General features: G+C 44.3%; 21 protein-coding genes. 15 read left to right on the forward strand and 6 right to left on the reverse strand.

Annotation, left to right across the window (positions count from 1 at the left end):
• Positions 1–65: 65 nt before the first annotated feature.
• The 3 genes from hpt (at position 66) to BLP33_RS22710 (ending at position 1,857) form a co-directional block, all read left to right on the forward strand.
• On the forward strand, positions 66–605 hold the full coding sequence (hpt, locus tag BLP33_RS22700) for a hypoxanthine phosphoribosyltransferase (protein ID WP_090533458.1): 540 nt from the start codon (positions 66–68) through the stop codon (positions 603–605).
• Positions 606–720: 115 nt separating this feature from the next.
• On the forward strand, positions 721–1,221 hold the full coding sequence (locus tag BLP33_RS22705; RefSeq protein WP_090533461.1) for a hypothetical protein: 501 nt from the start codon (positions 721–723) through the stop codon (positions 1,219–1,221).
• 105 nt (positions 1,222–1,326) lie between these two features.
• A complete protein-coding gene (locus BLP33_RS22710) occupies positions 1,327–1,857 on the forward strand; it encodes a hypothetical protein (RefSeq protein ID WP_090533463.1) in 531 nt (176 codons plus the stop codon).
• 230 nt (positions 1,858–2,087) lie between these two features.
• Here BLP33_RS22710 and mfd read toward each other — a convergent pair whose 3' ends face one another.
• Positions 2,088–5,435: a transcription-repair coupling factor gene (gene mfd, locus BLP33_RS22715; protein WP_090533465.1), complete on the reverse strand. Its 3,348-nt coding sequence runs from the start codon at positions 5,433–5,435 to the stop codon at positions 2,088–2,090.
• Between the two features lie 156 nt (positions 5,436–5,591).
• Here mfd and BLP33_RS22720 point away from each other — a divergent pair, with 156 nt between their 5' ends.
• The 3 genes from BLP33_RS22720 (at position 5,592) to BLP33_RS22730 (ending at position 7,177) form a co-directional block, all read left to right on the forward strand.
• Complete coding sequence (locus BLP33_RS22720; protein WP_090533467.1) at positions 5,592–6,002, forward strand: DUF4199 domain-containing protein; 411 nt, start codon at positions 5,592–5,594, stop codon at positions 6,000–6,002.
• Positions 5,995–6,303 carry a DUF2752 domain-containing protein gene (locus BLP33_RS22725; protein ID WP_254780226.1) on the forward strand — a complete coding sequence of 103 codons (309 nt, stop codon included), beginning with the start codon at positions 5,995–5,997 and terminating at the stop codon, positions 6,301–6,303. The genes BLP33_RS22720 and BLP33_RS22725 overlap by 8 nt, the downstream gene beginning before the upstream one ends.
• 511 nt (positions 6,304–6,814) lie before the next feature.
• Positions 6,815–7,177 (forward strand): TM2 domain-containing protein, encoded by a 363-nt coding sequence (locus tag BLP33_RS22730; RefSeq protein ID WP_090533469.1) that lies wholly within the window; start codon positions 6,815–6,817, stop codon positions 7,175–7,177.
• 141 nt (positions 7,178–7,318) lie between these two features.
• Here BLP33_RS22730 and BLP33_RS22735 read toward each other — a convergent pair whose 3' ends face one another.
• The 3 genes from BLP33_RS22735 to BLP33_RS22745 all read right to left on the reverse strand — a co-directional run bounded on the left by BLP33_RS22735 (position 7,319) and on the right by BLP33_RS22745 (position 12,702).
• On the reverse strand, positions 7,319–8,965 hold the full coding sequence (locus tag BLP33_RS22735; protein ID WP_090533471.1) for a M28 family metallopeptidase: 1,647 nt from the start codon (positions 8,963–8,965) through the stop codon (positions 7,319–7,321).
• Positions 8,966–9,376: 411 nt separating this feature from the next.
• Positions 9,377–10,699, reverse strand: coding sequence for an APC family permease (locus BLP33_RS22740; RefSeq protein ID WP_090533473.1), 1,323 nt, complete (start codon positions 10,697–10,699; stop codon positions 9,377–9,379).
• Positions 10,700–10,947: 248 nt separating this feature from the next.
• The gene (locus BLP33_RS22745; protein ID WP_090533475.1) at positions 10,948–12,702 is read right to left on the reverse strand and encodes a M61 family metallopeptidase; all 1,755 of its coding nucleotides are present in this window, start codon (positions 12,700–12,702) and stop codon (positions 10,948–10,950) included.
• Positions 12,703–12,885: 183 nt separating this feature from the next.
• Between BLP33_RS22745 and BLP33_RS22750 the strand changes: the two genes are divergently transcribed.
• The 8 genes from BLP33_RS22750 (at position 12,886) to BLP33_RS22785 (ending at position 22,020) form a co-directional block, all read left to right on the forward strand.
• Complete coding sequence (locus tag BLP33_RS22750; protein WP_090533476.1) at positions 12,886–13,353, forward strand: MarR family winged helix-turn-helix transcriptional regulator; 468 nt, start codon at positions 12,886–12,888, stop codon at positions 13,351–13,353.
• A gap of 7 nt (positions 13,354–13,360) precedes the next feature.
• Entirely contained in the window at positions 13,361–14,443 is a 1,083-nt protein-coding gene (locus tag BLP33_RS22755; RefSeq protein ID WP_090533478.1) for an efflux RND transporter periplasmic adaptor subunit, read from the forward strand.
• A gap of 6 nt (positions 14,444–14,449) precedes the next feature.
• Complete coding sequence (locus BLP33_RS22760) at positions 14,450–17,608, forward strand: efflux RND transporter permease subunit (protein WP_090533481.1); 3,159 nt, start codon at positions 14,450–14,452, stop codon at positions 17,606–17,608.
• A gap of 6 nt (positions 17,609–17,614) precedes the next feature.
• Positions 17,615–18,937 (forward strand): TolC family protein, encoded by a 1,323-nt coding sequence (locus BLP33_RS22765; RefSeq protein ID WP_229701719.1) that lies wholly within the window; start codon positions 17,615–17,617, stop codon positions 18,935–18,937.
• A 41-nt stretch (positions 18,938–18,978) separates the two neighbouring features.
• Positions 18,979–19,359 (forward strand): response regulator, encoded by a 381-nt coding sequence (locus BLP33_RS22770; RefSeq protein WP_090533485.1) that lies wholly within the window; start codon positions 18,979–18,981, stop codon positions 19,357–19,359.
• Positions 19,356–20,222 (forward strand): N-acetylglucosamine kinase, encoded by an 867-nt coding sequence (locus BLP33_RS22775; protein WP_090533487.1) that lies wholly within the window; start codon positions 19,356–19,358, stop codon positions 20,220–20,222. The genes BLP33_RS22770 and BLP33_RS22775 overlap by 4 nt, the downstream gene beginning before the upstream one ends.
• Positions 20,223–20,587: 365 nt before the next feature.
• Positions 20,588–21,337: an SDR family NAD(P)-dependent oxidoreductase gene (locus BLP33_RS22780; protein ID WP_090533489.1), complete on the forward strand. Its 750-nt coding sequence runs from the start codon at positions 20,588–20,590 to the stop codon at positions 21,335–21,337.
• Positions 21,338–21,438: 101 nt separating this feature from the next.
• Positions 21,439–22,020, forward strand: a complete 582-nt coding sequence (locus BLP33_RS22785) for a TetR/AcrR family transcriptional regulator (protein ID WP_090533491.1) — start codon at positions 21,439–21,441, stop codon at positions 22,018–22,020.
• 19 nt (positions 22,021–22,039) lie between these two features.
• On the opposite strand, the gene lnt is transcribed toward BLP33_RS22785, so the two are convergent.
• On the reverse strand, positions 22,040–23,674 hold the full coding sequence (gene lnt, locus BLP33_RS22790; RefSeq protein WP_090533493.1) for an apolipoprotein N-acyltransferase: 1,635 nt from the start codon (positions 23,672–23,674) through the stop codon (positions 22,040–22,042).
• 152 nt (positions 23,675–23,826) lie between these two features.
• Positions 23,827–24,555 (reverse strand): 16S rRNA (cytidine(1402)-2'-O)-methyltransferase, encoded by a 729-nt coding sequence (gene rsmI / locus BLP33_RS22795; RefSeq protein ID WP_175490094.1) that lies wholly within the window; start codon positions 24,553–24,555, stop codon positions 23,827–23,829.
• Positions 24,556–24,692: 137 nt separating this feature from the next.
• Here rsmI and serS point away from each other — a divergent pair, with 137 nt between their 5' ends.
• Entirely contained in the window at positions 24,693–25,964 is a 1,272-nt protein-coding gene (serS, locus tag BLP33_RS22800) for a serine--tRNA ligase (protein ID WP_090533497.1), read from the forward strand.
• The last annotated feature ends 77 nt before the right edge of the window (positions 25,965–26,041 follow it).

The following is a 26,041-nucleotide window of genomic DNA, read 5'->3' on the forward strand; positions in this document are numbered from 1 at the left end:
AATTTCGCCGGGATTAATGTAAACGGCGGAATTATACTGCCTTTAAAAAACACAAACTAAACCCAATGACAAAACAAATAGCCGATCTGGAATTTGAGATACTACTAACTGCCGATAAGATTGAAGAACGTGTTAAAGCCATTGGCATACAATTAAATGAAGATTATAATAATAGCATACCCGTTTTTATAGGGGTACTCAGCGGCAGCTTTCTTTTTACAGCCGACCTGATCAAACAAGTGAGTATTCCATGCGAAATTAACTTCACCAAATTAGCATCATACTATGGTGGCACCTCCAGTAAGCTAAAAATACGGGAAGATATTGATTTAACGGTTGATATTAAGGGACGCGATGTAGTTATTATTGAAGATATTGTTGATACGGGCAATACAGCTCACTATCTAATCCAGAAACTGAAGGAAAGAGAGCCCGCCTCATTAAGGTTATGCTCATTATTATTAAAGCCGGCCGCTCTTCAAAAAAAGATAGAGGAGCTTAAGTATGTAGGCTTTGAAATAGAAAACGAATTTGTAGTAGGTTATGGCCTTGATTACAAGGAAATGGGGCGTAATTTAAAAGATATTTATAAAAAATTAGGATAAGAATAAACGGATCTTAACAGAAAATGTAGCGGTTGCTATTGAGGGATAGTACATTACGGGTAATTTTTTTAACAACTGATTAAAACAATAGCTCCCTTGTTTCGTTTTAGGGTTTATGAAATATACATCTTTACTTTTATCAGGCTGCATAGCAGCATCGTTTTTGTTTTCTTCATGTGATAAAAAAGGGCCGGCTACTTCAACTGTTGCTATTACCATAACTGATGGCCAGACCGGCGCTGCATCGGCAGGTGCAACAGTAAAACTGTATGATGATGTAAATAAACCCAATACCGGGGAAGCGCCCTCATACACACTTACTACGGATGCGTCAGGAAAAGCGACTGCAGTAGTTGCCTATATAGGAGAGTATTACATTGTTGCTGAAAAAGGAACCCAAAAAAGCTATTACAATGGACTGATTCCGATAGGTATTTTTAAAACCCAGGCCGATATTGACAGCAGCCCTAAACAAACACCTGCAGCGATAATTGGCTCAGTGAAATTTAAAGATACCAATAACGATGGCGTTATCAACGACTCAGACAAAGCAAAAGCACCGAATTTGTTTTTGCAAGAAGGACAAACGCTTAATTACAGCTTAGCGGTTTATTAATTTACAGAGAGACTCATTTTATAGTAAAGCTACCGGTGAAAATCGGTAGCTTTACTGTTTAATAGAAAGGGCTGTTTTTTTTAAGCAATCAGCATTTCTCAATTAATGAAAAGAATATTTATCAGTCTGGTTGCTATCCTGCTTTTAATAGTTGTTGTTATGTCATTAACTGGCTATAACCTCGCTATTCCGGTGTCGCAGATTAATAATAATAGGCTCAATCCCTTATTGCCTAAAGTAAAGCCGGGCGAAAGGTTACAGCTCTTTTCAAATTGTGATTTTTCAAAAGACGATTGGACTGCCTATATAGTAATTGCGCCCGAAGATTTTGACGGTCTTAATCCTCTTATGAGAAAAAGGATTTGCTGGAAAACAAATAGCAGAACCCTACTGGCTCAAATGAAAAAAAACTGGGTTTTTAAATATCGTGAAAATGATGATATGGCTACAGTAAACAGTTCTTTTTACCTTATACGGGATGGGCATATGGTTTTTGAATCGGGAATAGTACTGGATAAAAATAACCAGGGCTTACAGAACTTAAATTACGGTTGGATGCAGCCGGTGGACGGTACCGCTTTTGTAAATGTTTGCAGAGGCTTTGAGAAAATATACTGGCCCGTCGTGCTTTTTTAATTGGATATAATCGATCACGTATAACATTTGCCTATTTTGCATATCATGCTCGTAACCATAAAAGGATATTACGAAAAGGGTGTATCGTTATAAGCGAAGATGCACCTGTGCAATCATTATTTTCCTTTGCATACCTGTTGTCAGGTCCTCACCACAACTTTTCACCATTGTTGGAATCCCAATGCATAGAAAGACATTATGTTGTTGTGGGGCACGACAACAAGAGATGGTTATATTATCCCCGCCACTTCGCTCAGCATGCTCACCGCCTCGTCAACACTATCAATTCCCTCAATGCCCAATCGGAGCGTGTTTTTAACTTCTTTCAAATTGGTGCGCCTTGGGTTATTCTTCACAAAGTCGAGCACATTACGGAAGACCTCGGTTTCAAAGTAACTTGATTGCTGGTTAGTGATAAAATAACCACGCAAAACGTTTTTCTTGAGCGAGATTTTTTCAAAACCAATGGCCTTGCCCAGCCATTGCAGGCGTAGGGTATTGAGTAAACCGTCAACCTGGGCCGGCACCGGGCCAAAACGGTCGTTCAGTTTTTGTTGAAAGGCCTGTAATTCTACCTCGTTTTCCAGTTTGGAAAGCTCGGTATACAGGTTATATCGCTCGGAGAGATTGGTTACATACTCATCGGGGATGAGGATCTCCAGGTCGGTATCAATTTGGGTAAAAGAAATGTAGGGGCGGGGCTTATCCTCTGGGAATACGCCTTTAAACTCATCTTCCTTAAGTTCCTGTATGGCTTCGTCGAGGATCTTATGATACATTTCAAAGCCAATTTCGGCAATGAAGCCGCTTTGTTCGGCGCCAAGCAGGTTACCGCTGCCGCGGATGTCCAAATCCCTCATAGCCACATTGAAGCCGCTGCCCAGGTCGCTGAATTCTTCAATGGCGCTCAGGCGCTTGCGCGCCTCGCTGGTTAACGTTGACAAAGGCGGACTTAGCAAATAACAATACGCCTTTTTATTACTCCTGCCCACACGGCCGCGCATCTGGTGCAGGTCGCTCAATCCAAACATATGGGCGTAGTTGATGATAATGGTATTGGCATTGGGAATGTCCAGGCCGGCCTCAATAATGGTTGTAGCTACCAACACATCATACTCGTGGTTCACGAATTTAAGCATTACATCTTCCAGATCGTCACCTTCCAATTGGCCGTGGGCTATACCTATACGGGCTTTCGGTACCAGCTTACGGATCATGCCGCCCAATTGCGGCAGATCGGCCACGCGATTGTGGATAAAGAACACCTGCCCGCCGCGGTCTATTTCAAATTCAACAGCTTCCTTAATCAACTTATCATTAAATACGTGCAGCTCGGTAACAACCGGCTGGCGGTTTGGCGGCGGAGTTGATATAATAGAAAGGTCGCGTGCACCCATTAACGAAAAATGAAGCGTTCGCGGAATGGGCGTTGCCGTTAAGGTAAGCGTATCCACATTAGCGCGCATCTGTTTCAGCTTCTCTTTGGTCGATACGCCAAACTTCTGCTCTTCGTCAATGATCATCAGGCCAAGGTCTTTAAATTTCACATCCTTGCTTACCAAACGATGTGTGCCTATGATGATATCTACTTTACCTTCTTTTAGTTTCTCCAGGGTATCCTTGATCTGCCGGGTTGATTTAAAGCGGTTAACATAATCAATATTGGCAGGAAAACCTTTGAGCCTGTCGGTAAAAGTTTTGTAGTGCTGCGCTACCAGGATGGTTGTTGGTACCAGAATGGCCACCTGCTTGCTATCGGCAACGGCTTTGAAAGCAGCACGGACCGCAACTTCGGTTTTGCCAAAACCCACGTCGCCGCAAATAAGGCGGTCCATAGGGTGGGGCGATTCCATATCTTTTTTAAAATCGGCAGTGGCTTTTTCCTGGTCGGGAGTGTCCTCGTACAGGAACGATGCCTCCAGCTCGGTTTGCAGGTAGCTATCGGGCGAAAAGGCATTGCCATGCTGGGCTTTACGAAGGGCGTAAAGCTTGATCAGGTCGCGGGCTATGTCCTTAACTTTTTTTTTTGTTGTTTTCTTCAAACGTTCCCAGGTGTCGGTACCCAGCTTGTTCATTTTGGGAACGGAGCCTTCTTTGCCGCTAAATTTGGAAATGCGGTTAAGTGAGTTGATGTTCACATACAGCAGGTCGTTATCAGCATAAATCAGGCGGATCATTTCCTGTTGTTTGCCGTTCACGTCAACCTTTTCCAAGCCCGCATATTTGCCTATACCGTGGTCAATATGGGTAACATAATCGCCAGGTTTAAGGTCGCGGAGCTCTTTCAGCGTAATAGCTTGGGAACGCTGATAGCCCTTGCGGGTTTTGTATTTATAGTAACGGTCAAAGATCTGGTGATCGGTATAGCAGGCTATCTTTTGCTCGTGATCAATGAAGCCTTCGCGTATGGAGATGCTTACCGGCGTAAATTTTACCGTTTTGTCCAGGTCGTCCAAAATGGCGTATAAGCGCTCAACTTGTTTGGCCGAATCGGTAAAGATGAAGTTCTCTATCTTATCAGCCTCGTTGTTTTTGAAATTGTGAATGAGCAGCGTAAAATCTTTATTAAACGATGGTTGCGGGCGCATATCAAAATTGATAGCGGTAGCGTCATGGTAAAAAAACTGCTTCCCAAACTCTACCACAGGGAAATCATGCAACTGATCACCGATCAGTTTTTCGTCGGTAAAACCAAATTTGGGGTCAATCCAATCAGGGTTTTGTGCTTTTTCATCTGCAGAGAGGGCTTTCCAAAGGTTTACAGCCTTTTTATAACCGGTTTGGATAATGTCCAGCGTAAACTGAACGTCTTTGATCCACACCTGTGTACCTGCTTCAACATATTCAAGCAGGGAGATATTATTCTCCGTTAGAAATTTAGATTGTACGTTGGGAACAATGGTAATGCTTTTAACATGCTCAACCGATAGTTGGCTCTCGATTTCAAACGTACGGATCGACTCAATGAAATCACCAAAAAACTCAACCCGGTAGGGGAGCATATGCGAAAAAGAGAAGATATCAACAATACCGCCACGGATAGAAAATTGCCCCGGCTCATATACAAAATCAACCCGTTCAAAATCATACTCTATCAAAAACTCGTTGATGAAATCAATACTGAGCTTGTTGCTAACGGCTATTTCGAGGGTGTTTTTTTCAAGCGATGAACGATCGATCACCTTTTCGGCCAAAGCCTCGGGATAAGTTACAATGAGCTGGCCATATTCTGAGCTGTGGTTAAGCTCATTCAATACCTCGGCACGGGCCAGTACATTACTGCTATCGGGCTGGGTAAATTCAAAAGGCTTGCGGTATGATGAAGGGAACAGCAGGGCTTCTTTACCGGTAAGGTTTTCCAGGTCGGCCTGGAAATAACCTGCTTCTTCGCGGTCGGGCAGTACAAATACCATGTGTTTGTGCTGCAAAAAATACAATGCTACCGCCATGGCCGAATCGCTTGATCCCACCAAACCACGTAGCTGTACCCTTGGATTTTTTGATGCGTTAAGCGCAGTAGCCAACGCTTTTATCCTGTCATCAGCCTTATATCTGTCTAATATATCACGGATGTTCAAACCGCGGCAAAGATAAACAAAAAAGGAAAGCCAAAATAAAAAAGCGCCAGGCTAAAAATTAATGCAAACAATATGAGGGCTTATTTACTTTTTAATGATAAATTTATGTATGTAAACGCGCATACCGATTTATAAATCAATCTTAATTATATAATTATGAAGAATGCAGTGTTATCAGGGGGTATCATCGGCGTATTAAGTATCATCTGGATCTTTGCTATGCCACGGCTTGGCGTTATGCCGCAAAAAGACGTTGTGGCCCCAGTCGAATACTTTTCATTTATTATACCGGCTATCGGGCTTTTTTTCGGCATCATGAGTTATCGAAAAAACGAGTGTAATGGGCAGATGGGCTTTTTGGAAGCTCTTTTTCAAAGTTTTAAAATATTAATTGTAGGCGGCATCATCGCCGTTTTCGGCTCAATACTTTATATCAGCTACGTATCGTCATCCGGTGCTAACATAAAGGATTTTTCTGAACGGATTTTTGGTGCGTTAATAGTTGGGGTACTGCTCGCCTTCGCGGTATCATTATTATTCACCAACAAAGCAAACAAACTTGATTAAACGTTATTTTTCAAAATATTTTGAACTCTTGTTCTGGATAGCGGCGATGCTTTCATTGGCGATGACCTCGCCAACCGAAGCATCGCACTTTACTCTGTGCCCTCTTAAGCTGATGGGTATAGGCTGGTGCCCGGGCTGCGGCCTGGGGCATAGTATTATTTATCTTTTCCACGGCGATATCAGCAATTCGTTCCGCGCCCACTGGCTTGGCATCCCTGCTGTAGCAGTGATCTTTAACCGGATTTATGTGCTTACCAAAACAAGGCTCCTGGAAAGGAATCAGTTTAAGAGCCTTACCTAAATTTTATAAATCATATCATTGCGAGGAGCGGGAGGGGTATGAGCAGGGCGCGACGTGGCAATCGCATGCTATACAGAGTGGCCATGTTTCCGTGCAATTGCTTCTTTCTGTATAATGATGTGATTGTAAGTTTTTGAGTATTAGGTGCGTTTTTGATCGATATTATAAATTGGGGCGTTGCCTGCGGCCCGTGCTATCCGCTCATACTGCGCAGGCATTAGCCACAGGCCGGTATCCGCTCCTATCACTAACGCGGCCCCAGCGCACTATCACCAAAATATACTTTATACGCCATCACGGTTTTTTTTTGGGATTTCTCAGGTCGTTTCTTACAGCAATGACATTTTATTGCTACTCCTATCCTCGGTAAAATTTCCACGCTACTTTTCACCGTTAAAACCTGTCATTTCACCGACTACTTATCTCCGCTAACCTATCTCCCTTAGGCGTTTTATGAGCACCACTGTACCTTTATATCATAAAACAATCGCAAACTTTAAAACTTACTGAAATGAACGCTTATCAAAATCCATATATGTCTTTCGACGGTATCACTCCCGAAGAATATACATTTCTGCAACAGGCTACTGCCTCATTAACAGAAAACCAGGCTCGCACTTTTATGTCATTTTATGCCAGCAAAAGGCGCAATCCGCAGGATATCATGTTCGCAACGCTTGCAGGTTTCCTTGGTGTATCAGGTGTACAGCGTTTCATGACCGATCAGATCGGTATGGGGATCCTTTATTTTTTCACAGCTGGTTTTTGTTTCATCGGTACCATTGTCGACCTGATCAACTACAAAACCATCGCCAACGATTACAACAGGCAAATGGCTTACGAAAGCTTCAACATAGCTAAAATGAGCAACTAAATCCCTTTAAGGGTATAGTTTCACTATATATCAAAAAAAAATCCACCTTCTGTTACGGGGTGGATTTTTTTTAACCTCACCCAAACCCTCTCCAAGGGGGAGGGCTTAAGAAGGCCATTTTCAAGTCTCCCCTAAGAGACTTTACTTCATCGATTTTTCCCTTATCGCCTTAAACTCCGAGCCATTTTTCCAGCCGGGGAAGGTTGTTTCGTTACCCAGCTTAGTGCCAACTTCATAAAGGATATTAGCTATCTGTGCCATGCCTGTGGCATCCATAGTATCGGTGTAATTATCGGCCTGTTGGTGATAGCGGTTGTCGCCATAATCTTTTTGTTTAGCTTCGCCGTAGCTGCCGTCGTGTACTGCGCTGATGCTGCCATTGTTAATGTCAAGGGCCGGTACACCAACCTTGGCAAAGTTAAAATGGTCCGACCGGTAGTAGCTGCCAGAGCCGGGGTGCCTGTCGCCAACAGTGCTAAGCCCTTGTGCTTTTACTATTTCGTCAACATAATCTTCCAAATCGTTTTGACCTTTCCCGGTTACAGCAATGTCTTTGGTTTCGCCGTAATCGCCCAGGGCATCCATGTTGAGATCGGCAACTGTTTTGTTAACCGGGTAAATGGGATGGGTGGCATAATATTCCGAACCCAGTAAACCCTGCTCTTCGGCTGTAACAGCTAAAAATACAATAGAGCGCTTGGACTTTTCTTTGGCCTTGTTAAATGCTTTGGCCACACTGATAATAGCAGCCACACCATCGGCATTATCAACAGCGCCATTGTAAATGCTATCACCTTTGGCGTTAGGCTTACCTACGCCCAGGTGGTCCCAATGGGCGGTGTATAATACATATTCGCCCGGCTGTGAACTGCCTTTAAGTGTGCCGATCACATTGTGCGATGTGGAATACTTTAACTGGTTGTTAATGGTTAAAGTAACTGATTGCTTAAGCGGAATGGCTTTAAAATCTTTTTTACGGGCCAGGGCGCGGAAATCGCCGGTTATGCCCACTTCAGCTAAAAGCTTTTTACCCATATCTTCGGTGATCCAGCCTTCAACCTTGCAGCGGTTCATATGCTTGTCTTTTTGCTGCAGGTAAAGTTTGGCGCCTGTGTTACTGTTGGATACCACCTCCCATCCATAACTTGCAGGCTCTTTTTGGTGGATGATAAGCACCCCTGCAGCACCCTGACGCGCGGCTTCCTCGTATTTGTAAGTCCACCGGCCGTAGTAGGTCATCGTATCGCCTTTGAAAAATGTAGGATCGCCGTTTTTAAATCCCGGATCGTTCACCAGTACCACAACTGTTTTGCCTTTAACATCAAGTCCGGCATAATCATTCCAGTGATATTCGGGAGCAACAACACCATACCCGGCAAAAACCAGCGGTGAGTTTTTAAGCGTTACCGAATCAACCTCGCGGCGGCTGAAGGTTACGAAATCTGTAGTAGCATGCAGACTGAGCGGCGTTTTACCGCCGGTTATTTCCATGACAGGGGATGGCGTACTGGTGATCTGCACCATGGGCACATCCTGGAAATAACTGCCATTGTTGCCCGGTTCGAGCCCGGCCAGTTTAAACTGCTCCGAAATGTATTTGATCGCCTTGTCTTCGCCGGCGGTGAAAGGTTTGCGGCCCATCATGGAATCATTGGCTAAAGCCGAGATGTATTTTTTTATTTCGGCAGCGGTAATAGCTTTTTCGGCCGGCACACTTTTATTATTCTGGCAGCCTGCAAAAATAGCAAGGCCACCAATGAGCATCAGGTATCGGTGTTTGATTTTCATATGATGTGAGTTTTCGGGAAAGGATCGAATTTACGCAAATCCCGGTCAATTATCCAATCATTGAAACGTTGAAGAAATTATCGCCACAAATTTTTCCGAATTAATCGAATTGCACGAATTTTTCTTTCCTCACTCAGGGAAATAGCTTTTAACCAGTTGTATATTGAAAAGCAATAAATGAAAATTTTCACACTAATTTTTACGTATTAATCGAGTTACACGAATTGAATTAATTTGAGATTCGTGTAATTCGATTAATTGTGGACAGCATGCAAAGCATTTGTGTGAAAATTTTTCAGTGTGAGATTTGTAAAACAGATCGAATTGTTTAAAAACGATTGCCCTGTTTCTGCACCACGATTTGCGAAGTTGGAATTAATTGTATTAGATGGCCAATTGATTCATGTATTATTATTGCTTCAGCTCAGGCTTGCTTAGTTTAATAATTTGCCAGGCCACTTCCGCACTTGATAATGCAACCAGTGCAAAAACAGCAGCCGAAAGGGCCTTCGGTGTTGAGCTTAATGCCCCGCCAAGTGCTACGCTGTAAACAATAAATGGCAACAGCATTATTAGGCATAGGCCGGTAACGCTAAGCGGGATGCGGAAAGGCCGCTCTTTCATCGGCTCCTTGACGCGGAGTTTTACGAGGGCGATGTATTCTAAAGAAAGCCCCGCGCCGTAAACGGTTACATCAATGATGAGCAGATCGGCAAAAGTCCACAATACCATAAAACTCACTACTATGGAGCAAATGATGATGGAAACAAAGGGTGTTTTAAAAAGAGAGTGCAGTTTGTTAACTCCTTTTGGAAGTAAATTGTCTTCAGACATTACCTGCGGCACGCGTGATACCGATAACAATACAGCGGTATAGATTCCGAGGGTACTGGCCATACCGCCTGCTGCAACTACTATACCCAGCCAATGCCCGCCAATCAATTCGCCTAATGCAGGAAACCCATTTTCGGTTAAGGTATCATGGTTAATGCCCGATTGCTGGGCAACCCAGATGGCAAAAAAGTACACCACCATTACCAACGCGAAAGCTGTAAAAATAGAAATAAGGTAGGAGCGTACCGGCTTTTCAACTTCTTCGGCATAGGTGGTTACATTATCCCAGCCGAGGCAATTCCACATTACCGTGTACAAAGCCATACCAAACGACGGAAAGCTGAGCCCTTTTAATGATGTTGAGGGGATGTGCATTGGCCCGCTATGGTGATAAATACCTAACGCTATCATTAATATGATCGGGGCGAGAACGGCCGCACTCAAAAATACAGATACCCTACCCACCGGCATAATGCCTAAAATATTTAACCCGGCTGATGCCCAGATGATCACCAAACAAACCGGAATCTGAAAATTTAGCAATTCGGGGAAAAAGAAACCGGCGTATTGTACAAACAACACAGGGTAAATGGCAAGGTCGACAAAAGTATAGAGCCAGGTCCACCAGCCCTCAATAAAACCCCAGTGGGTACCGAGGGCATATTTTACCCATTTGTAATAGCCGCCGGTAACAGGCATCATGCTGTTAAGCTCAAGCACGGTAAATATTGCCGGCACATCCCACATTAACGGGGTTATGAGCAGGATGATTAACGCGCCATGATCGCCTGCATAACTTAATAGCGGCTCAAGGCCGTAAGGGCCACCGGATACAGTAAAAAAAATAACAGCGACAAGCTGTATCGGGCGTATTTTTTTTAATGAGGTTGCAGCGGGCATAAGCTATAAAAATATAACTTATGCTTTAATATTTTAATTTTTTTGTTGACGGGGACATTCTAAAATGCTAGCCTTTCACCGTCATGCTGAACTTGTTTCAGCACCCCACACGCTAAGTAGCACGTTTGCCAGGCAATCGGCGGCTTGTCCTGTGGGTTCCCGAAACAAGTTCGGGATGACGATTGGAGACGGGTGTTAAACAAGAAAGGCCAGCTTCTCAGCCAGCCTTTCCCTGTAAATAGTAGTTTTTATATGCTTAACCATTTCTTCCTAACAACCATTTGCTGTTCGGTTGGGCTATCAACAGTAACAATATTGTATTTAACGCGGTTGCTTTTCAGCAGGGTAACCGGTAAGGTCATAACTTGCCCGTCGCGGGTTACAGTAACTTCAATTTTATCGCCGGGATTTTTACCATTGATCAGGGTTGCAGCATCAGTAACCGGCGTTCCGTCAATAGCAGTGATCTCGTCGTTTACGTTAATGCCATCAATATAAGCGGCAGTACCACGCTGCACGCTCGTAACAATAATTTTTTTAGCTGCGGTTGTTGTAGTAGTGATACCTAAAGCCGCATCGTTTTTATCGGCCAGTTCATCCTCTACCTTATAACCGGCATAACCTAAATATTTATTATAATCGATAGGGGTTAGACCATTGATGTATCTGGCATAAAAATCATCCAGTTTTTTACCTGCAAATTTTTCAAAGGCTGCTTTAAACTCAGCATCGGTATAACCGCGCTTTTTGATTTTATAATACTGGGTGTACATGTACTTCATGGCATCATCTAACGAGTATTTGCCTTTGCTGTCGTTGATGATCTCCAGATCGAGCATCATCCCAATGATTGCTCCTTTATTATAATATGATATCGTGGTGTTGTTTGAATTTTCGTTAGGCCGGTAAGCCTTGATCCAGGCATCAAAGCTTGATTCGGCAACGGTTTGTACATTCTTTCCGGGCAGGTTTTCCAGAACATTGAACTCGCCTTCCAAAACATCAAAATAATTCTGGACCGGGAACAGCTGCGTACGACGTACAATGATACCCTGGTAGTACTCGGTAAAACCTTCGGCTATCCACAAATTGGTAGTATAGTTTTCATTGTCATAATCAAAAGGGCCTAACACAATCGGGCGCAGGCGTTTCACGTTCCATAAGTGAAAATGCTCGTGGGCAACAAGGCCTAAAAAGCTTTGATATCCTTTATCGTTGGTGTAGTTATCGCGAGATGCTCCTAAAACTGTCGAGCTCAGGTGCTCCAAACCGCCACCATTACGTTGGCGGTTATGTACAATAAATACATAGTGTTTATTGGGGTTTTCGCCAAAAACGGCCGTTTCCTGATCAACAATTTTGTGGATATCGGCTTTTAATTTTTCCTTATCATAATTGCCGCCGCCGTACATGCAAATTTCATAATGAACACCAGATGCATCAAATCCAAAAACATCCTGGTTGCCTACTTCAATTGGCGAATCGAACAGGATATCGAAGCTTGGTGATAAACGGGTAAACGGATCATTATTCACCATATCGAGGCTTGTTGAAACTTTATCCCAGTTTTTATATGGTTTGATGTGGATGATAGCGGGCGAATGCAGCATGCTGGCCGGGTAAATAAAGATGCCCGTAGTGGAAAGGAAGCCATGCGAGGCATCTATAAAGCTGGTACGTACGGAGAGCTCAAAGGCATAAACCCTGTATTTTACCGTTACCGATGAAATTCCTTTTGTAACAATTTGCCAGGTATTCTTATTGATTTTGGGTGCTGCAACGGGTTTGCCGTTAGCTTCAGCAGTTAATGATTCGATGTTTTTTGCGAACTCGCGCACCAGGTATGAGCCCGGTGTCCATACCGGCATTTTGAGCTCAAGGGTGTTTTGCTGAAGGCCGGTAATATGCATTTCAATATCAGCATAATGGGCCTGGGCTTCAGGAAACGAAACATTGTAGGTAATCTGAGCGCTGGCGGCGGCTTTGCTGATAGTAGTACTCATAATAAAAATCGTTAGAAAAAATAACGTGCGTAGGTTGGTCAGTTTCATGGCCGCAATTTATAAAATATTATATAATCAGTTATGTATGTGGCGTTACAGCGCCCTAAACACCGTTGTAAAATGGTTGATACATGCAACTATTGTTGATATTATGCTATTAGTTTTACATCGATTTTTAAGTAAATGGAACTGATTGAACCTATTTCGCGCAAGCTGATACGCTTAGGTAAACTGTACCTTAATGTACTGGTAAAGCATACCGTTCACCTGGATGTTACCCGGTATCACTATATACTTTCGCTCATTTACTTTCATGACGGGCAACTTACCCAAAACGCGTTGGCACATCTGCTGGGCAAGGATAAATCGGCTATGGTAAGCATCATTAATCTGCTTACAGCAAAAGGTTTTGTTTACCGCGAAAACAACCCGAACGACAGGCGGCAGCAATTGCTTCGCGTTACCGATAAGGCAAAACTGGCCGTTCCTCAGATCATTGAAACATTTGAAGCCATCAACGCGGATATTACCGAAGGCATATCCGAAGCCGATATGCAGGTATTTGAAAGCGTACTTACCCGCATGCATAAAAATTTAAAACCATTGGTATCACCCGAAACAACCCTACAAGCTAAATCACACACGGATTAAACAAAGTATGAAAACGAAATATATTATTTACACGGCGCTGGCCCTGCTGGTTGCCTATTTAATTTACAATAAATTTTTTAGCGAAGGGGCAAAGAAATCGGCCGCGGCTATGGCTTCGGGTAAAGGTGATAAGAAAAAAGGCGGCGGCGCGGTAGGGGTTAAAGTAATGATAGTTAAAGATACCGCCGTAAACAACATTATTGATATTACCGGCACCATTGATGCCAATGAAAAGGTAAGCCTGATAAGCCAAACAGCAGGGAATATTACCGGGATCTATTTTAATGAAGGCACTAAAGTAACAAAGGGCCAGTTGCTGGTTAAAGTGTACAACCAGGACCTGGAAGCATCGTTGCAGCAAAACCAGTATCAGGTGGCATTGGCAAAACAACAGGAAAGCCGCAACCGTCAGTTGCTTCAAAAAGAAGCCATAAGCCAGGAGGAATATGATACTTCATTAACATCATTAAATTCGTTAAAAGCTGCAGCCGATGTAATTAAGGCGCAGATTGCCCGTACCGAGATCCGGGCGCCCTTTTCGGGGACTATCGGTTTAAGGAATGTGAGCCCGGGCAGTTACCTCTCGCCATCATCGCCTATTGCCGATCTGGTTAATATCGATCCGGCAAAAGTAACCTTTGCTGTGCCTGAAAGGTATCTTTCTATACTTGGCCCCGGCAGTAAGATCAGGTTCAAAACAGAAAGCTCGATGGAGAGTTTTGTGGGTACAGTGTATGCCATTGACCCTTCAATTGATGCAAGCTCGCGTACTATTACTGTGCGCGCTAAGGCACCCAATCCTAAAGGGATCCTTACCGCGGGCAGCTTTGCCAAGATCAATTTAACGCTTGATCAAATTCCTAAAACCATTTTGCTGCCAACAGAGGCGGTTATTCCCGATTTGAAAAGCAGCCTGGTTTGGATCTACCACAATGGTAAAGCCATGTCAAAACCGGTAAAAACAGATCTGCGTACCGATACAAAAATCCAGGTAATTGAAGGCTTAAAGCCTGGCGACAGTGTGGTAGTATCGGGCCTGATCCAAATGCGGCCAAAAGTGCCTTTGAAAATTTTAAAAGTTATTAAATAAACCAATATGAGTTTATCCTCAGTAAGTATTAAGCGGCCGGTATTGGCAACAGTAATGTCTGTGGTTATTGTTGTATTTGGTATTATCGGCTATAAGTTTTTGGGCGTGAGGGATTTTCCTTCGGTCGACCCGCCCATAATTTCGGTATCAACCAGTTACTCCGGTGCCAATGCCGATGTAATTGAATCGCAGATCACGGAGCCGCTCGAAAAATCCATTAATGGTGTTCCGGGCATCCGCAACATTTCATCAACCAGTTCGGTTGGGCAAAGCAACATCACCGTTGAGTTTGACCTTGATGCCGACCTGGAAACAGCAGCAAACGACGTGCGCGATAAAGTGGGCCAGGCCCAGCGCCAGCTACCGCAGGATATTAACGCCCCGCCGGTAGTAACCAAAGCCGATGCCAGCGCCGACCAAATCATTACCCTTACCGTGAGCAGTGACACCCGTAACATCAACCAGTTGGATGATTATGCAGAAAATGTGCTGCTGGAAGGCTTACAAACCATCCCCGGTGTAAGTACCATTAACGTACAGGGGCAGCGCCAGTATGCTATGCGCCTGTGGATAGACCCTACCAAGCTTTCGGCACTTGGCGTTACAGCTACCGACATTGGTGCGGCTTTAGCTAAAGAAAACGTAGAGTTGCCTGCAGGTAAAATTGAGGGTAATAATACCGAAGTTACCATCAGGGCTTTGGGCAAACTGGCAACGGAAAAAGATTTTAACAACCTCATTATCCGTGCCGATAGCAACAGGGTGATCAGGCTGAGCGATATTGGTTATGCTGTGTTGGGCTCGGCAAACGAGGAAACCATATTTAAAGAGTCGGGGGTGCCGATGGTTGGTCTGGCACTGGTACCACAGCCGGGTGCTAATTATGTACAGATAGCCAAGGATTTTTATACCCGTTTAGAACAGATTAAAAAAGACCTTCCGCCTGATATTTCGGTAAAAGTGGCTTTGGATAATACGAGGTTCATTAATCAGTCGATATCTGAGGTGCAGGAAACATTGATCGTGGCCTTTGTACTGGTGGTAATTATCATCTACCTTTTCTTTCGCGATTGGCTGATAGCTTTCCGCCCGCTGATTGATATCCCGGTATCATTGATCGGTGCTTTCTTTATTATGTACATCTTCGGTTTTTCTATTAATATCTTAACCCTTTTGGGGATAGTTCTGGCGACGGGCCTGGTGGTGGATGACGGTATTGTAGTAACAGAAAACATCTATAAGAAGGTAGAGGCGGGCATGGCGATCCGTAAAGCGGCTTTTGAAGGTTCGGCCGAGATTTTTTTCGCGGTAGTATCCACATCGGTTACACTGGCAGCTGTGTTTTTACCTATTGTGTTTTTACAGGGCTTTACCGGGCGTTTGTTCCGCGAGTTTGCGGTAGTAGTGGCCGGAGCGGTGTTGATATCGGCATTCGTGTCCCTGTCATTAACCCCGATGCTTAACGTAAAGCTGATTCGCAAAAACCAAAAGAAATCGAAGTTTTACGAAAGAACGGAGCCGTTCTTCATTAATATGACCACTTCATATACCGAATCGCTCATTAAGTTCATGAAGCGTAAATGGGTATCATTTGCCATTCTTGCTGCATCTTTGGTTATCATCGGCGTCCTGGTAAAAGTTATCCCATCCGAGCTTGCCCCGCTTGATGATCGTAGTTTGCTCCGTTACAGCGTTACCGGTTCGGAAGGCGCAACCTATGAGTACATGACCCGGTATATGGATAAGGTGTCTAACCTGGTTGCAGATTCAATTCCGGAGGCTAATGTTAACCTTGAAATTGTTTCGCCATCATTTGGCGGCGGCGGTGCTTCAAATACCGGCTTTGGCAGGGTAGGGCTGGTTGGTCCGGATGAACGAAAACGGACCCAGCAGGAACTTGCCGACTGGCTGAATGGTAAACTACGCAAAATGCCCGATGCACGTGCCATTGTGGTGCAGGAGCAAACTATCAGCGGCGGTGGTTCCGGATCAAAAACATCGTTGCCGGTGCAGTATGTTATCCAAAACCAGGATTTTGAAAAGATCCGTAAAGTGCTGCCGACCTTTTTTGCCGAGGTATCCAAAAGCCCGGTTTTCCAGGGAACGGATGTTAACCTCAAATTTACTAAACCCGAGTTGCGCGTGGTTACCGACCGTGAGCGTGCTCGCGACTTAGGTGTTTCGGTTGATGATATTGCCCAAACGCTGCAACTATATTATAGCGCCGGCCGGCTCGACTACTTCCTGATAAACGGTAAGCAATACCAGGTAATAGCACAGGTTGACCGCGCTAACCGCGATCAGCCGCTTGATCTGAAATCAATTTATGTGCGCAGCTCAAAAGGGACGTTGGTTCAACTGGATAACGTAGTTAAAACCTCCGAGGGCGCCACGCCTCCGGCCATCTACCATTTTAACCGTTATAAATCGGCAACTCTTTCGGCCGGGCTTGCTCCGGGTTATACCGTAGGTGACGGTATCAAGGAGATGGACAGGATCTCCAAAAGTTTACTTGACGATACTTTTAGTACCGCGCTAAGCGGCCCCTCACGTGACTATGCCGAAGGTTCATCGAACATTCTTTTTGCTTTTGGCTTTGCCTTGCTGCTGATCTACCTGGTACTTGCAGCCCAGTTTGAAAGCTTTATGGACCCGCTTATCGTGATGCTTACCGTGCCGCTGGCTATTTCGGGGGCGTTTTTATCGTTGTGGTTGTTTAATCAAACCCTCAATATTTTCAGCGAGATTGGGATCATCACCCTTGTAGGGTTGGTAACTAAAAACGGTATTCTTATCGTGGAGTTTGCCAACCAACGGATGGAACAGGGCGTAGCCAAATACGAGGCAGTTATTGAAGCGGCAACTGCGCGTTTACGCCCCATATTAATGACCAGCTTAGCCGTGGTGCTTGGTGCTGTGCCAATTGCGTTTGCATTGGGTGCCGGTGCAAAAAGCCGTGTGTCGTTGGGGATAGTTATTATGGGCGGGATGCTGTTTTCATTGGTGTTAACCCTTTACATCATCCCGATGATGTACCTGCTGCTGGCTGCTAAAACCCGTAAAGACCATGACCACGACCCTGAGGACCTGGCTGCAGAGGCTGAAATAGCCGAAGCTGCCCGTCACCCGCACCATCAAGAACCTAAACTGATCGAAAACTTGTAACATAATATGATGATCAAGAAAATAGCCTGCCTGGTTTGTTGTTTCGCTATGATATCAACCATGGCTTTAGCCCAGCAGGATGCGCCCTTACTTACTTTAAAAGACGCGGTTGAAATAGCACTGAAAAACAACTATAATATCAAGTTGTCGCAAAACAACTCAACCATAGCATCAAATAATGTTACACTTGGTAATGCCGGGATCTTGCCGGTGGTTACCGGCGACTTTAATGACAATAACAGTCGCCAAACAACCAAGCAAACCCGTAATGATGGTACGGTTAACAATATCCGCAATGCCAAAAACTCCAATAATAATTATGGGGTAAACCTTAACTGGACAATTTTTGATGGCTTCGCCATGTTTGCAAACTATGATCAGCTAAAGCAGATGGATAAACTGGGTGTGCTGAGATTACAGGATACCGTACAAAGAACAGTGGCCAGCGTTATCGATACCTATTATAACTTGATCAGCCAGAACGAACAGATCAAGGCATTAAAAGGAGCTATTGATATTTCCCGCACGCAGTTGCGCATTGCCAATGATAAGTTTGCTGTAGGCAGGGCTTCGCGATTGGAAGTATTGAATGCCCAGGTAAATCTGAATACAGATACCGGCAACCTGGTGATCCAGTACCAGCAATTCAAGACAACCAAAATACAGCTTAACCAGTTACTGATCCGCGACCTGCAAACCGATTTTTCTGTTGCCGATACCATTGTAATTGATGAAAAGCTTGCGCTGGCCGATGTGCTTAACAACGCGCAACTGCAAAATCCGGCGATATTATCGGCACAAATAAACCAGCGCCTGGCCGAGATCAATCTTAAACAGGTGCGCGCTACACGGTATCCGCAGGTGGGGGTAACATCGGGATATACTTTTACCAACAGCAAAACACCGGCAGGGTTTACCTTGTCGCAAAATGTACATGGCTTTAATTACGGCCTCACCGCAAGCATTAACATTTTTAATGGCTTTAACCAAAACAGGCGCGAAAAGAATGCCAAGATCCAGATTGACAATGCCGGCATTGCCGCTAAACAAACCAAACTGGATATTGAAAGCCAGATCAACAGCTTATTTGTAGCATACCTTTCGGGGCTTGACCTTGTAAAGCTGGAAGAAGCCAATGTAAACCTTAACAAAAAAAACCTGGATATTACGCTTGATAAGTATAAGTTAGGTAATATTACCCCGCTTGAGGTAAGGGAAGCACAGCGTAACTATCTTGACGCACAATCAAAATTCTTTGCTGCGCAATACCAAAGTAAACAGGCCGAGATCATGTTAAAACAGATAACAAACAGTATTAACATCAAATAAAAAATATTTTAATAGTAAGTTTAAAAACTTATTTTTGAATCATGACCGCGCCTTTCAAAACCTGTATGCTTATTGATGATAACTACATTGATAGCTTTATAACACGCCGGGTTTTGGAAAGCAGCAACTTTGCCGAAGATATCATTGTGCGTCACTCGCCAATGGAAGCTATTGAATCATTAAAAGATGGATCGGTGAACCCCGACGTTATTTTTTTAGATATCAGGATGCCAATAATGACGGGTTTTGAGTTTCTGCACGAATTTGCCGGTTTGGATATCGCTAAAAAAGGAATAAAAATATATATGTTATCGTCATCGCTTGATCCTACCGATATCAGGGACTCGGAAGATAATAAGCATATTACACAATTTATTCATAAGCCACTTACTGTTAAAGCGCTCGAAGAAATTTGTCAATGATCTTAGTAGCAGATAGCGGATCATCAAAAACTGATTGGTTGCTGACCGTTTCAGACCAGGAAAGCCGCTCATTCCTTACTGCGGGATTAAACCCCTATTTTTTAACCGAAAAAGAGATAGCCCGCATTGTGCTGGAGCAGGCCCCTGAAATGGTGGCGTTTGCCGGCGAAATTTCTGAAATTTATTTTTTTGGTGCCGGATGCAGCAGTCCCGACAGGCACGAAATAGTATCAAATGCCCTGAGCACGCATTTTAGCAAAGCCTATATCAGTGTTGACAGCGATTTGCTGGGATGCGCTTATGCAACCTGTGGCCAGGAAAAAGGGATTTGTTGTGTGCTGGGCACCGGCAGTAATATCTCCTTTTTTGATGGCGAAGATATCTATGACGGGCAGCATGGCCTTGGTTTTGTTTTGGGCGATGAAGGTGCCGGCACATGGTTTGGCAAAAAGCTGGTTACCGATTTTTTATATGGCAATATGCCGTATGATATCAGCCAGCAATTTGATAAGGCCTACCACCTGAACAAGGAGATCGTGATCAAAAATGTGTATCAAAAGCCTAATGCCAATACCTACCTGGCATCGTTCAGTAAGTTTGTAAGCGAAATAAAGGCCACCGAATACGGACATTCCATGTTGGTTGACGGGTTGGTTGAATTTATTGAAACCAATATTAAATCGTACCCCGAATACCACAAGTATAAATGCCACTTTGTGGGCTCTATAGCTTATTCGTTTTCTGAGGAGCTTGTGTCTCTGTGCCACCTGCACGGTGTAAAAACCGGCAAGATCATCAAACAGCCCATCAATGACCTGATGGCCTTTATTCTGAAAAGGAATGAAATGGCAACAGAAGAGTAACTTGAATTATATCCATACAAGATTAAAAAGCACCTGCATTCTGAGTAATTAAATCCGGCGAACTCTGAAGGTAAAATGACGTCTCCACCATCCGTCATGCTGAACTTGTTTCAGCACCTCACTTGCTAAGTATACTTCATGTGGCTTGTCCTGTGGGTTCCCGAAACAAGTTCGGGATGACACCAATTTTTAGCTATGATGGACAATTGTATTGTTGGATTGACAAATCTGTATTACGTTCGCCAGTGTGTCCCCCCCTTCATTTGTCATCCCAGCCTAATAAAAATTAATTCAGGAATGATTGTTCCGAAATGAGTTTATATTTGTGGAACGATTGATCCAAAATTAAATTAATCTTCCAGAAAATGAAAAAATTAGAAAACAAGGTTGCAGTAGTAACAGGAGCTTCAAAAGGTATTGGCGCAGGTATAGCTAAAAGTCTGGCTTCGGCAGGTGCTGCAGTAGTAGTAAATTATGCATCAGATAAAAATGGTGCTGATAAAGTAGTGGCCGAAATTACCGCCGAAGGCGGCAAAGCTATCGCCGTACAAGGCAGCGTGGCAAAGAAGGCCGACGTCGACCGTCTTTTTGCCGAAACCAAAGAAGCGTTCGGTGGTGTTGATGTTTTGGTGAACAATGCGGGTGTATACCAGTTTACACCAATAGAAGCTGTAACCGAAGAAGAATTTCACCGCCAGTTTGATATCAATGTACTGGGCTTATTGCTTGCTACCCAGGGAGCGGTAAATAGCTTTGGCGATAAAGGCGGCAGCATAATCAACATAAGCTCAACGGTAACCCGTATCACTCCTCCACAAAGCGCTGTCTATACCGGTACCAAAGGCGCGGTTGATTCTATTACCCAGGTTTTGTCAAAAGAGCTTGGCCCTAAGAAGATCCGTGTGAATGCCATCAACCCGGGCATGGTCGAAACCGAAGGAACACACACCGCAGGTTTTATCGGCAGTGATTTTCAAGCACAAATTGAAAGCACCACACCGCTTGGCCGTATCGGTCAGCCGGATGATATTGCACCTGTTGCCGTATTCCTGGCATCTGATGATTCTCGCTGGTTAACCGGTGAAATTATCCTGGCCAGTGGCGGTGTGAGATAATCATGCCTGTAAAACCCGGTTAACGTAAACGGGGAAGGGTATAACTAAACAATTAATTAAAAATGAATAGCTTTGCCCAAAACGGGTAAAGCTTTTTTGTTATGGCACGAAGTAAAGATTTTGATGAAGCCGAGGTATTAAGCAAGGCCGTTTGCATTTTTTGGCACAAGGGCTACAATGGCACGTCTATGCAGGATTTGGTTGACGGCCTTGGCATCAGCCGCTCAAGCCTGTATGATACTTTTGGTGATAAACACGCTTTATATATTAAAGCTTTGGATAGCTATCAAAAGGCGGGTGGAAACCAGATGTGTGATATTATCAATAATTCAGCATCGGCCAAAGAGGCTATACAAAAGCTTTTAGAGCTTACCATGCGCGATTTGCTAAACGATGAACAACGTAAAGGCTGTTTCATGGTAAATGCCGAAATTGAACTGGCATCGCTGGATGCTGAAGTTAAGAATGTGGTATGCCGAAATGAGCAGCAGTTTGAAGATGCCATTCTTCAGGCTATAAAAAAAGGGCAGGACAGTGGTGAGATCCGTAGCCCTCAGGATTCCCTGGCATTGGCCCGGTTCATCATGAATGCGGTAAGAGGCATGCAGGTATCAGCTAAAGCCACAGCCGATAAGGCTTTTTTTGATGATATTATAAAAACCACCCTTTCTGTACTTGATTGAAAGCCTTTAAGTTGGCCTCCTAAGCTGTTAACGTTTGTTTTTTCCTCAATCTCATCCCCAGTAAAAACACAATGCCAAGCCCTGCCAATACGCTGCCGGTTTGTGGGATATAATCGCCATGTTTAACGTAGAAAGTAAGTTCGCTGTTGAGGTTGATATCCTGTTTGATGGCGGTTTTAACCCACCATTCAGTATGTTTAACCACATCGCCGCGCTGGTTGATAAACCCGGAAATACCGGTATTGGCCGATTGACAAACCCAGCGGCGTGTTTCGATAGCCCGAAGTTTGGCATAATCTAAATGCTGATCTTTACCCGATGTGTTTTCCCACCAGCCATCGTTAGTAATAATAGCGATGAACTGGGCACCCTTTTTAACAGAGCGGGCAATGTAACCTCCCCATATCGATTCATAGCAAATAACCGGATCAACCCCTATGCCGCTTTGCGAATAAAGCACTTTTGCGTCTTTTTCGGGAGCATAGTTGCCGGTAGCGCCGCCTAAATGTTCAAATACGGGTTTCAGGAATGAAAGCGCATCGCCAAAAGGCAATGATTCGGCCCCGGGTACTAACCGTGATTTATGGTAAGTTTGAATCCTGTCGCCATTTTCAATATTGAGGGCTGTACTATAAAAGTCTGCGAACTGGTCGCCTCCCCATGGTGAGGGAACCGCCGTTGGGGTTGCCCTGTTGTTATATAGCCTGTATGTTTCGGCGCCGGTAACCAGGTTGCCATTAGGATATTTCCGTAAAAAAAGCTGGGCCTGCTTAATAAAATCATTTTGGCCTATCTGTTCCTCGTTAATATAAACAGGTGCGGGGATAGCTGTTTCGGGCCATATAAAAAACTCGGTATTGGGTTGGGCCACCTGTCTTGAAAGCTGGATCAGGATATCAAGTTGTGAAGCAGGGGGAATGGTACCATCTTTCTCGTACGGATCTATATTGGGCTGGGCAATAACGATGTTTGATGGGTTTACTTCTTCAACATAGTTATGATAAACCGATAATGAATAGCCAAGAGGCACTGTTACAACAATTGCAATCGCCATGATCAATGCCATTCTGTGGCGTTTGGTTTGAGCTTCGTGAAGACTTGTATAAATTAAAAAAGCCAGGATATTTACAACCCAGATCCATAAAGTGCCGCCGTAAACGCCGGTATATTCATACCATTGAACCCATTGATGCGATACGGCAAAACCGTTACCAAGCGTCATCCACGGAAAGTAGAGATCCCAGCTTTGATGCAGGTATTCATACCCGATCCAGAAGCAAACTAAGCCAATTAGTGCAACCCAGCGAGGGGCAACCAGTCTAAACCGGTAATACAGCCAGAAAGCCGTCGCCATTAACAGCGGCCCAAGCGAATAGGGGATAAGGGTAATGGGTATGGCCACAACCTCGCCCACTATTTTTAACGCGTTATAAACCCAATAAACAGATAATGAGTTCCAGATAAAAAAGCCGATGAAAGTTACATTAAATACCCGCCTGCCTTTTTTAGGTTTATCATCGTTAATAATGTTTTCAATCGCCAGTAACATAGGTACAAAGCCAATGAAGAGTAAAAATGTAGTATAAGGGGTAGGCGGCCAGGCTATCCATAAAAGCAAGCCAGATAGTATGGCTAATGGTAGGTTTTTTTTCATGTAGAGTGACAAGAATTATGCTGTTGTCGCTTATATTTAAAATTGTAAAATGTCATTGCGAGCGTAGCGTGGCAATCGCACGGAAGCAAAGCAATTCTGTATAGCATGCGATTGCCTCGTGCCTCGCAATGACATGCGGGAGAGTTGAAGTTTTACTCTTCTTCCTCATCCCTTTCATATTTCCCTTTTGCCGGTTTAGCCGCTGCGCCGGCCACGCACATCACAAACTCGCCTTTCATGGGGTGCGTTTCAAAGTATTGTTTTACCTCAACTACAGTGCCGCGCACGGTTTCTTCAAACATTTTGGTAAGCTCGCGGGATACCGAGATCTGCCTGTCGGCCCCAAAATAGGTGGCCATCTCATCCAGTGTTTTTAACAAACGGTGGGGCGACTCATATAGTATGATGGTCCGCTCTTCTTCGGCCAAAAACTTGTACCGGGTTTGACGGCCTTTTTTTAATGGCAAAAATCCCTCGAAACAAAACTTGTCGGTAGGAAAGCCCGAATTTACCAGGGCCGGCACAAATGCGGTAGCGCCTGGCAGACATTCCACAGCGATATTAAACTTCAAAGCCTCGCGTACCAGGAAAAAGCCCGGATCGGAAATAGCCGGTGTACCGGCATCCGAAATAAGCGCGATATTTTTCCCCTGCAGCAAAAACTTAATGATCTCGTTGCTTGATTGATGCTCATTATGTTGATGATGCGCAAATACTTTTTGATGGATCTCGAAGTGTTTCAACATCGGAGCGGAGGTACGGGTATCCTCTGCCAGTATCAGATCAACCTCTTTCAACACGCGGATAGCCCTGAAGGTCATATCTTCCAAATTACCTATCGGGGTGGGGACTAAATATAGTTTGCCTATTGGATTGTTCATGTTGTTTGAGTCGATAGTCGATAGTCGATGGTCCATGGCTCTTCATCGTTCCGGGCTTACACCGCTAACGTAAATTACTATGGACTATCGACTATGGACTATAGACTTATTTATATCTTTGCCTAAAAAATAAAATAATGCTGCAAGTTAGTTATATCCGTGATAACCGGGAACAGGTTTTGGAACGTTTGGCTGTAAAAAATTTTAAACAGCCCCAACTGGTTGATGAAATAATTGAACTGGACGACAAACGTCGCTCCACTCAAACCAGTATGGATAATGTTTCGGCCGAGGCCAATGCAGCTGCAAAACAAATAGGCGAGCTGATGCGTGCCGGTAAAAAAGAAGAAGCGGAAGGCCTTAAGGGCAAAACCGGTGCCTGGAAAGAAGAGATCAAAAAGCTCGGCGATCTGCTTACCATTACCGAAGAGGAACTTTACCAGAAACTGGTATTGCTGCCCAACCTGCCACATAGTTCAGTACCCAAAGGCTTAACTCCTGAAGACAATGAGGTGGTATTGGAAAACGGTACCAGGCCCGAATTACCTGCCGATGCTTTACCGCATTGGGAACTGGCCGCTAAATACAACCTGATTGATTTTGAACTGGGCGTTAAAATAACCGGAGCCGGTTTTCCAGTATATAAAAACAAGGGTGCTAAATTGCAACGCGCATTGATCAATTATTTTATCGACGAGGCCGAAAAAGCAGGCTATAGTGAGGTAAGTGTACCATTAATGGTGAATGAAGCATCCGGCTTTGGCACATCACAATTGCCGGATAAAGAGGGACAGATGTACCATGTAGGTGTAGATAACCTGTACCTGATCCCTACCGCCGAGGTGCCGATTACTAACCTGTACCGTGAAGTGATATTGAAAGAAGATCAGTTACCGGTGCGTAACTGCGGGCATACGCCATGTTTCCGTCGTGAGGCCGGTTCATATGGCGCACACGTTCGCGGACTGAACCGCTTGCATCAGTTTGATAAGGTAGAGATAGTAACCATTGCCCATCCCGATAAATCATACGAAATATTGGAGCTGATGAGCAGCCATGTACAGGGCCTGTTACAAAAATTAGGCTTACCATACCGTGTATTACGCCTTTGTGGCGGCGATATGGGTTTTGGTTCTGCCTTAACTTACGATATGGAAACCTGGAGCGCGGCACAACAACGCTGGCTGGAAGTTTCATCAGTATCAAACTTTGAAACTTTCCAGAGTAACAGGCTTAAGCTGCGTTTCCGGAATGCCGATGGTAAAACGCAGTTAGCACATACGCTAAACGGCAGCGCGCTGGCCCTGCCGCGGATTGTTGCTACTTTGTTAGAGAACAACCAGACTGAAAAAGGTATTAAAGTGCCTGAAGTGCTTGTGCCTTATACTAAGTTTGAGTGGATTGATTAGCCCCCGGCCTCCTAAAGGGGGAGGTCAAAAGCATAGCGCCCCGGTACATTTGTTGTGCCGGGGCATTTTTTTTCTTG

It is taken from the genome of Mucilaginibacter sp. NFR10 (assembly GCF_900100445.1).
Taxonomy (GTDB): Bacteria; Bacteroidota; Bacteroidia; order Sphingobacteriales; family Sphingobacteriaceae; genus Mucilaginibacter; species Mucilaginibacter rubeus.

Excerpts from the sequence above, each read along its gene's own strand:
- hpt (WP_090533458.1), top strand. The coding sequence starts at position 66 with ATGACAAAACAAATAGCCGATCTGGAATTTGAGATACTACTAACTGCC.
- BLP33_RS22705 (WP_090533461.1), top strand. The coding sequence starts at position 721 with ATGAAATATACATCTTTACTTTTATCAGGCTGCATAGCAGCATCGTTT.
- BLP33_RS22710 (WP_090533463.1), top strand. The coding sequence starts at position 1,327 with ATGAAAAGAATATTTATCAGTCTGGTTGCTATCCTGCTTTTAATAGTT.
- BLP33_RS22720 (WP_090533467.1), top strand. The coding sequence starts at position 5,592 with ATGAAGAATGCAGTGTTATCAGGGGGTATCATCGGCGTATTAAGTATC.
- BLP33_RS22730 (WP_090533469.1), top strand. The coding sequence starts at position 6,815 with ATGAACGCTTATCAAAATCCATATATGTCTTTCGACGGTATCACTCCC.
- BLP33_RS22735 (WP_090533471.1), bottom strand. The coding sequence starts at position 8,965 with ATGAAAATCAAACACCGATACCTGATGCTCATTGGTGGCCTTGCTATT.
- BLP33_RS22740 (WP_090533473.1), bottom strand. The coding sequence starts at position 10,699 with ATGCCCGCTGCAACCTCATTAAAAAAAATACGCCCGATACAGCTTGTC.
- BLP33_RS22745 (WP_090533475.1), bottom strand. The coding sequence starts at position 12,702 with ATGAGTACTACTATCAGCAAAGCCGCCGCCAGCGCTCAGATTACCTAC.
- BLP33_RS22750 (WP_090533476.1), top strand. The coding sequence starts at position 12,886 with ATGGAACTGATTGAACCTATTTCGCGCAAGCTGATACGCTTAGGTAAA.
- BLP33_RS22755 (WP_090533478.1), top strand. The coding sequence starts at position 13,361 with ATGAAAACGAAATATATTATTTACACGGCGCTGGCCCTGCTGGTTGCC.
- BLP33_RS22760 (WP_090533481.1), top strand. The coding sequence starts at position 14,450 with ATGAGTTTATCCTCAGTAAGTATTAAGCGGCCGGTATTGGCAACAGTA.
- BLP33_RS22765 (WP_229701719.1), top strand. The coding sequence starts at position 17,615 with ATGATGATCAAGAAAATAGCCTGCCTGGTTTGTTGTTTCGCTATGATA.
- BLP33_RS22770 (WP_090533485.1), top strand. The coding sequence starts at position 18,979 with ATGACCGCGCCTTTCAAAACCTGTATGCTTATTGATGATAACTACATT.
- BLP33_RS22775 (WP_090533487.1), top strand. The coding sequence starts at position 19,356 with ATGATCTTAGTAGCAGATAGCGGATCATCAAAAACTGATTGGTTGCTG.
- BLP33_RS22780 (WP_090533489.1), top strand. The coding sequence starts at position 20,588 with ATGAAAAAATTAGAAAACAAGGTTGCAGTAGTAACAGGAGCTTCAAAA.
- BLP33_RS22785 (WP_090533491.1), top strand. The coding sequence starts at position 21,439 with ATGGCACGAAGTAAAGATTTTGATGAAGCCGAGGTATTAAGCAAGGCC.
- lnt (WP_090533493.1), bottom strand. The coding sequence starts at position 23,674 with ATGAAAAAAAACCTACCATTAGCCATACTATCTGGCTTGCTTTTATGG.
- rsmI (WP_175490094.1), bottom strand. The coding sequence starts at position 24,555 with ATGAACAATCCAATAGGCAAACTATATTTAGTCCCCACCCCGATAGGT.
- serS (WP_090533497.1), top strand. The coding sequence starts at position 24,693 with ATGCTGCAAGTTAGTTATATCCGTGATAACCGGGAACAGGTTTTGGAA.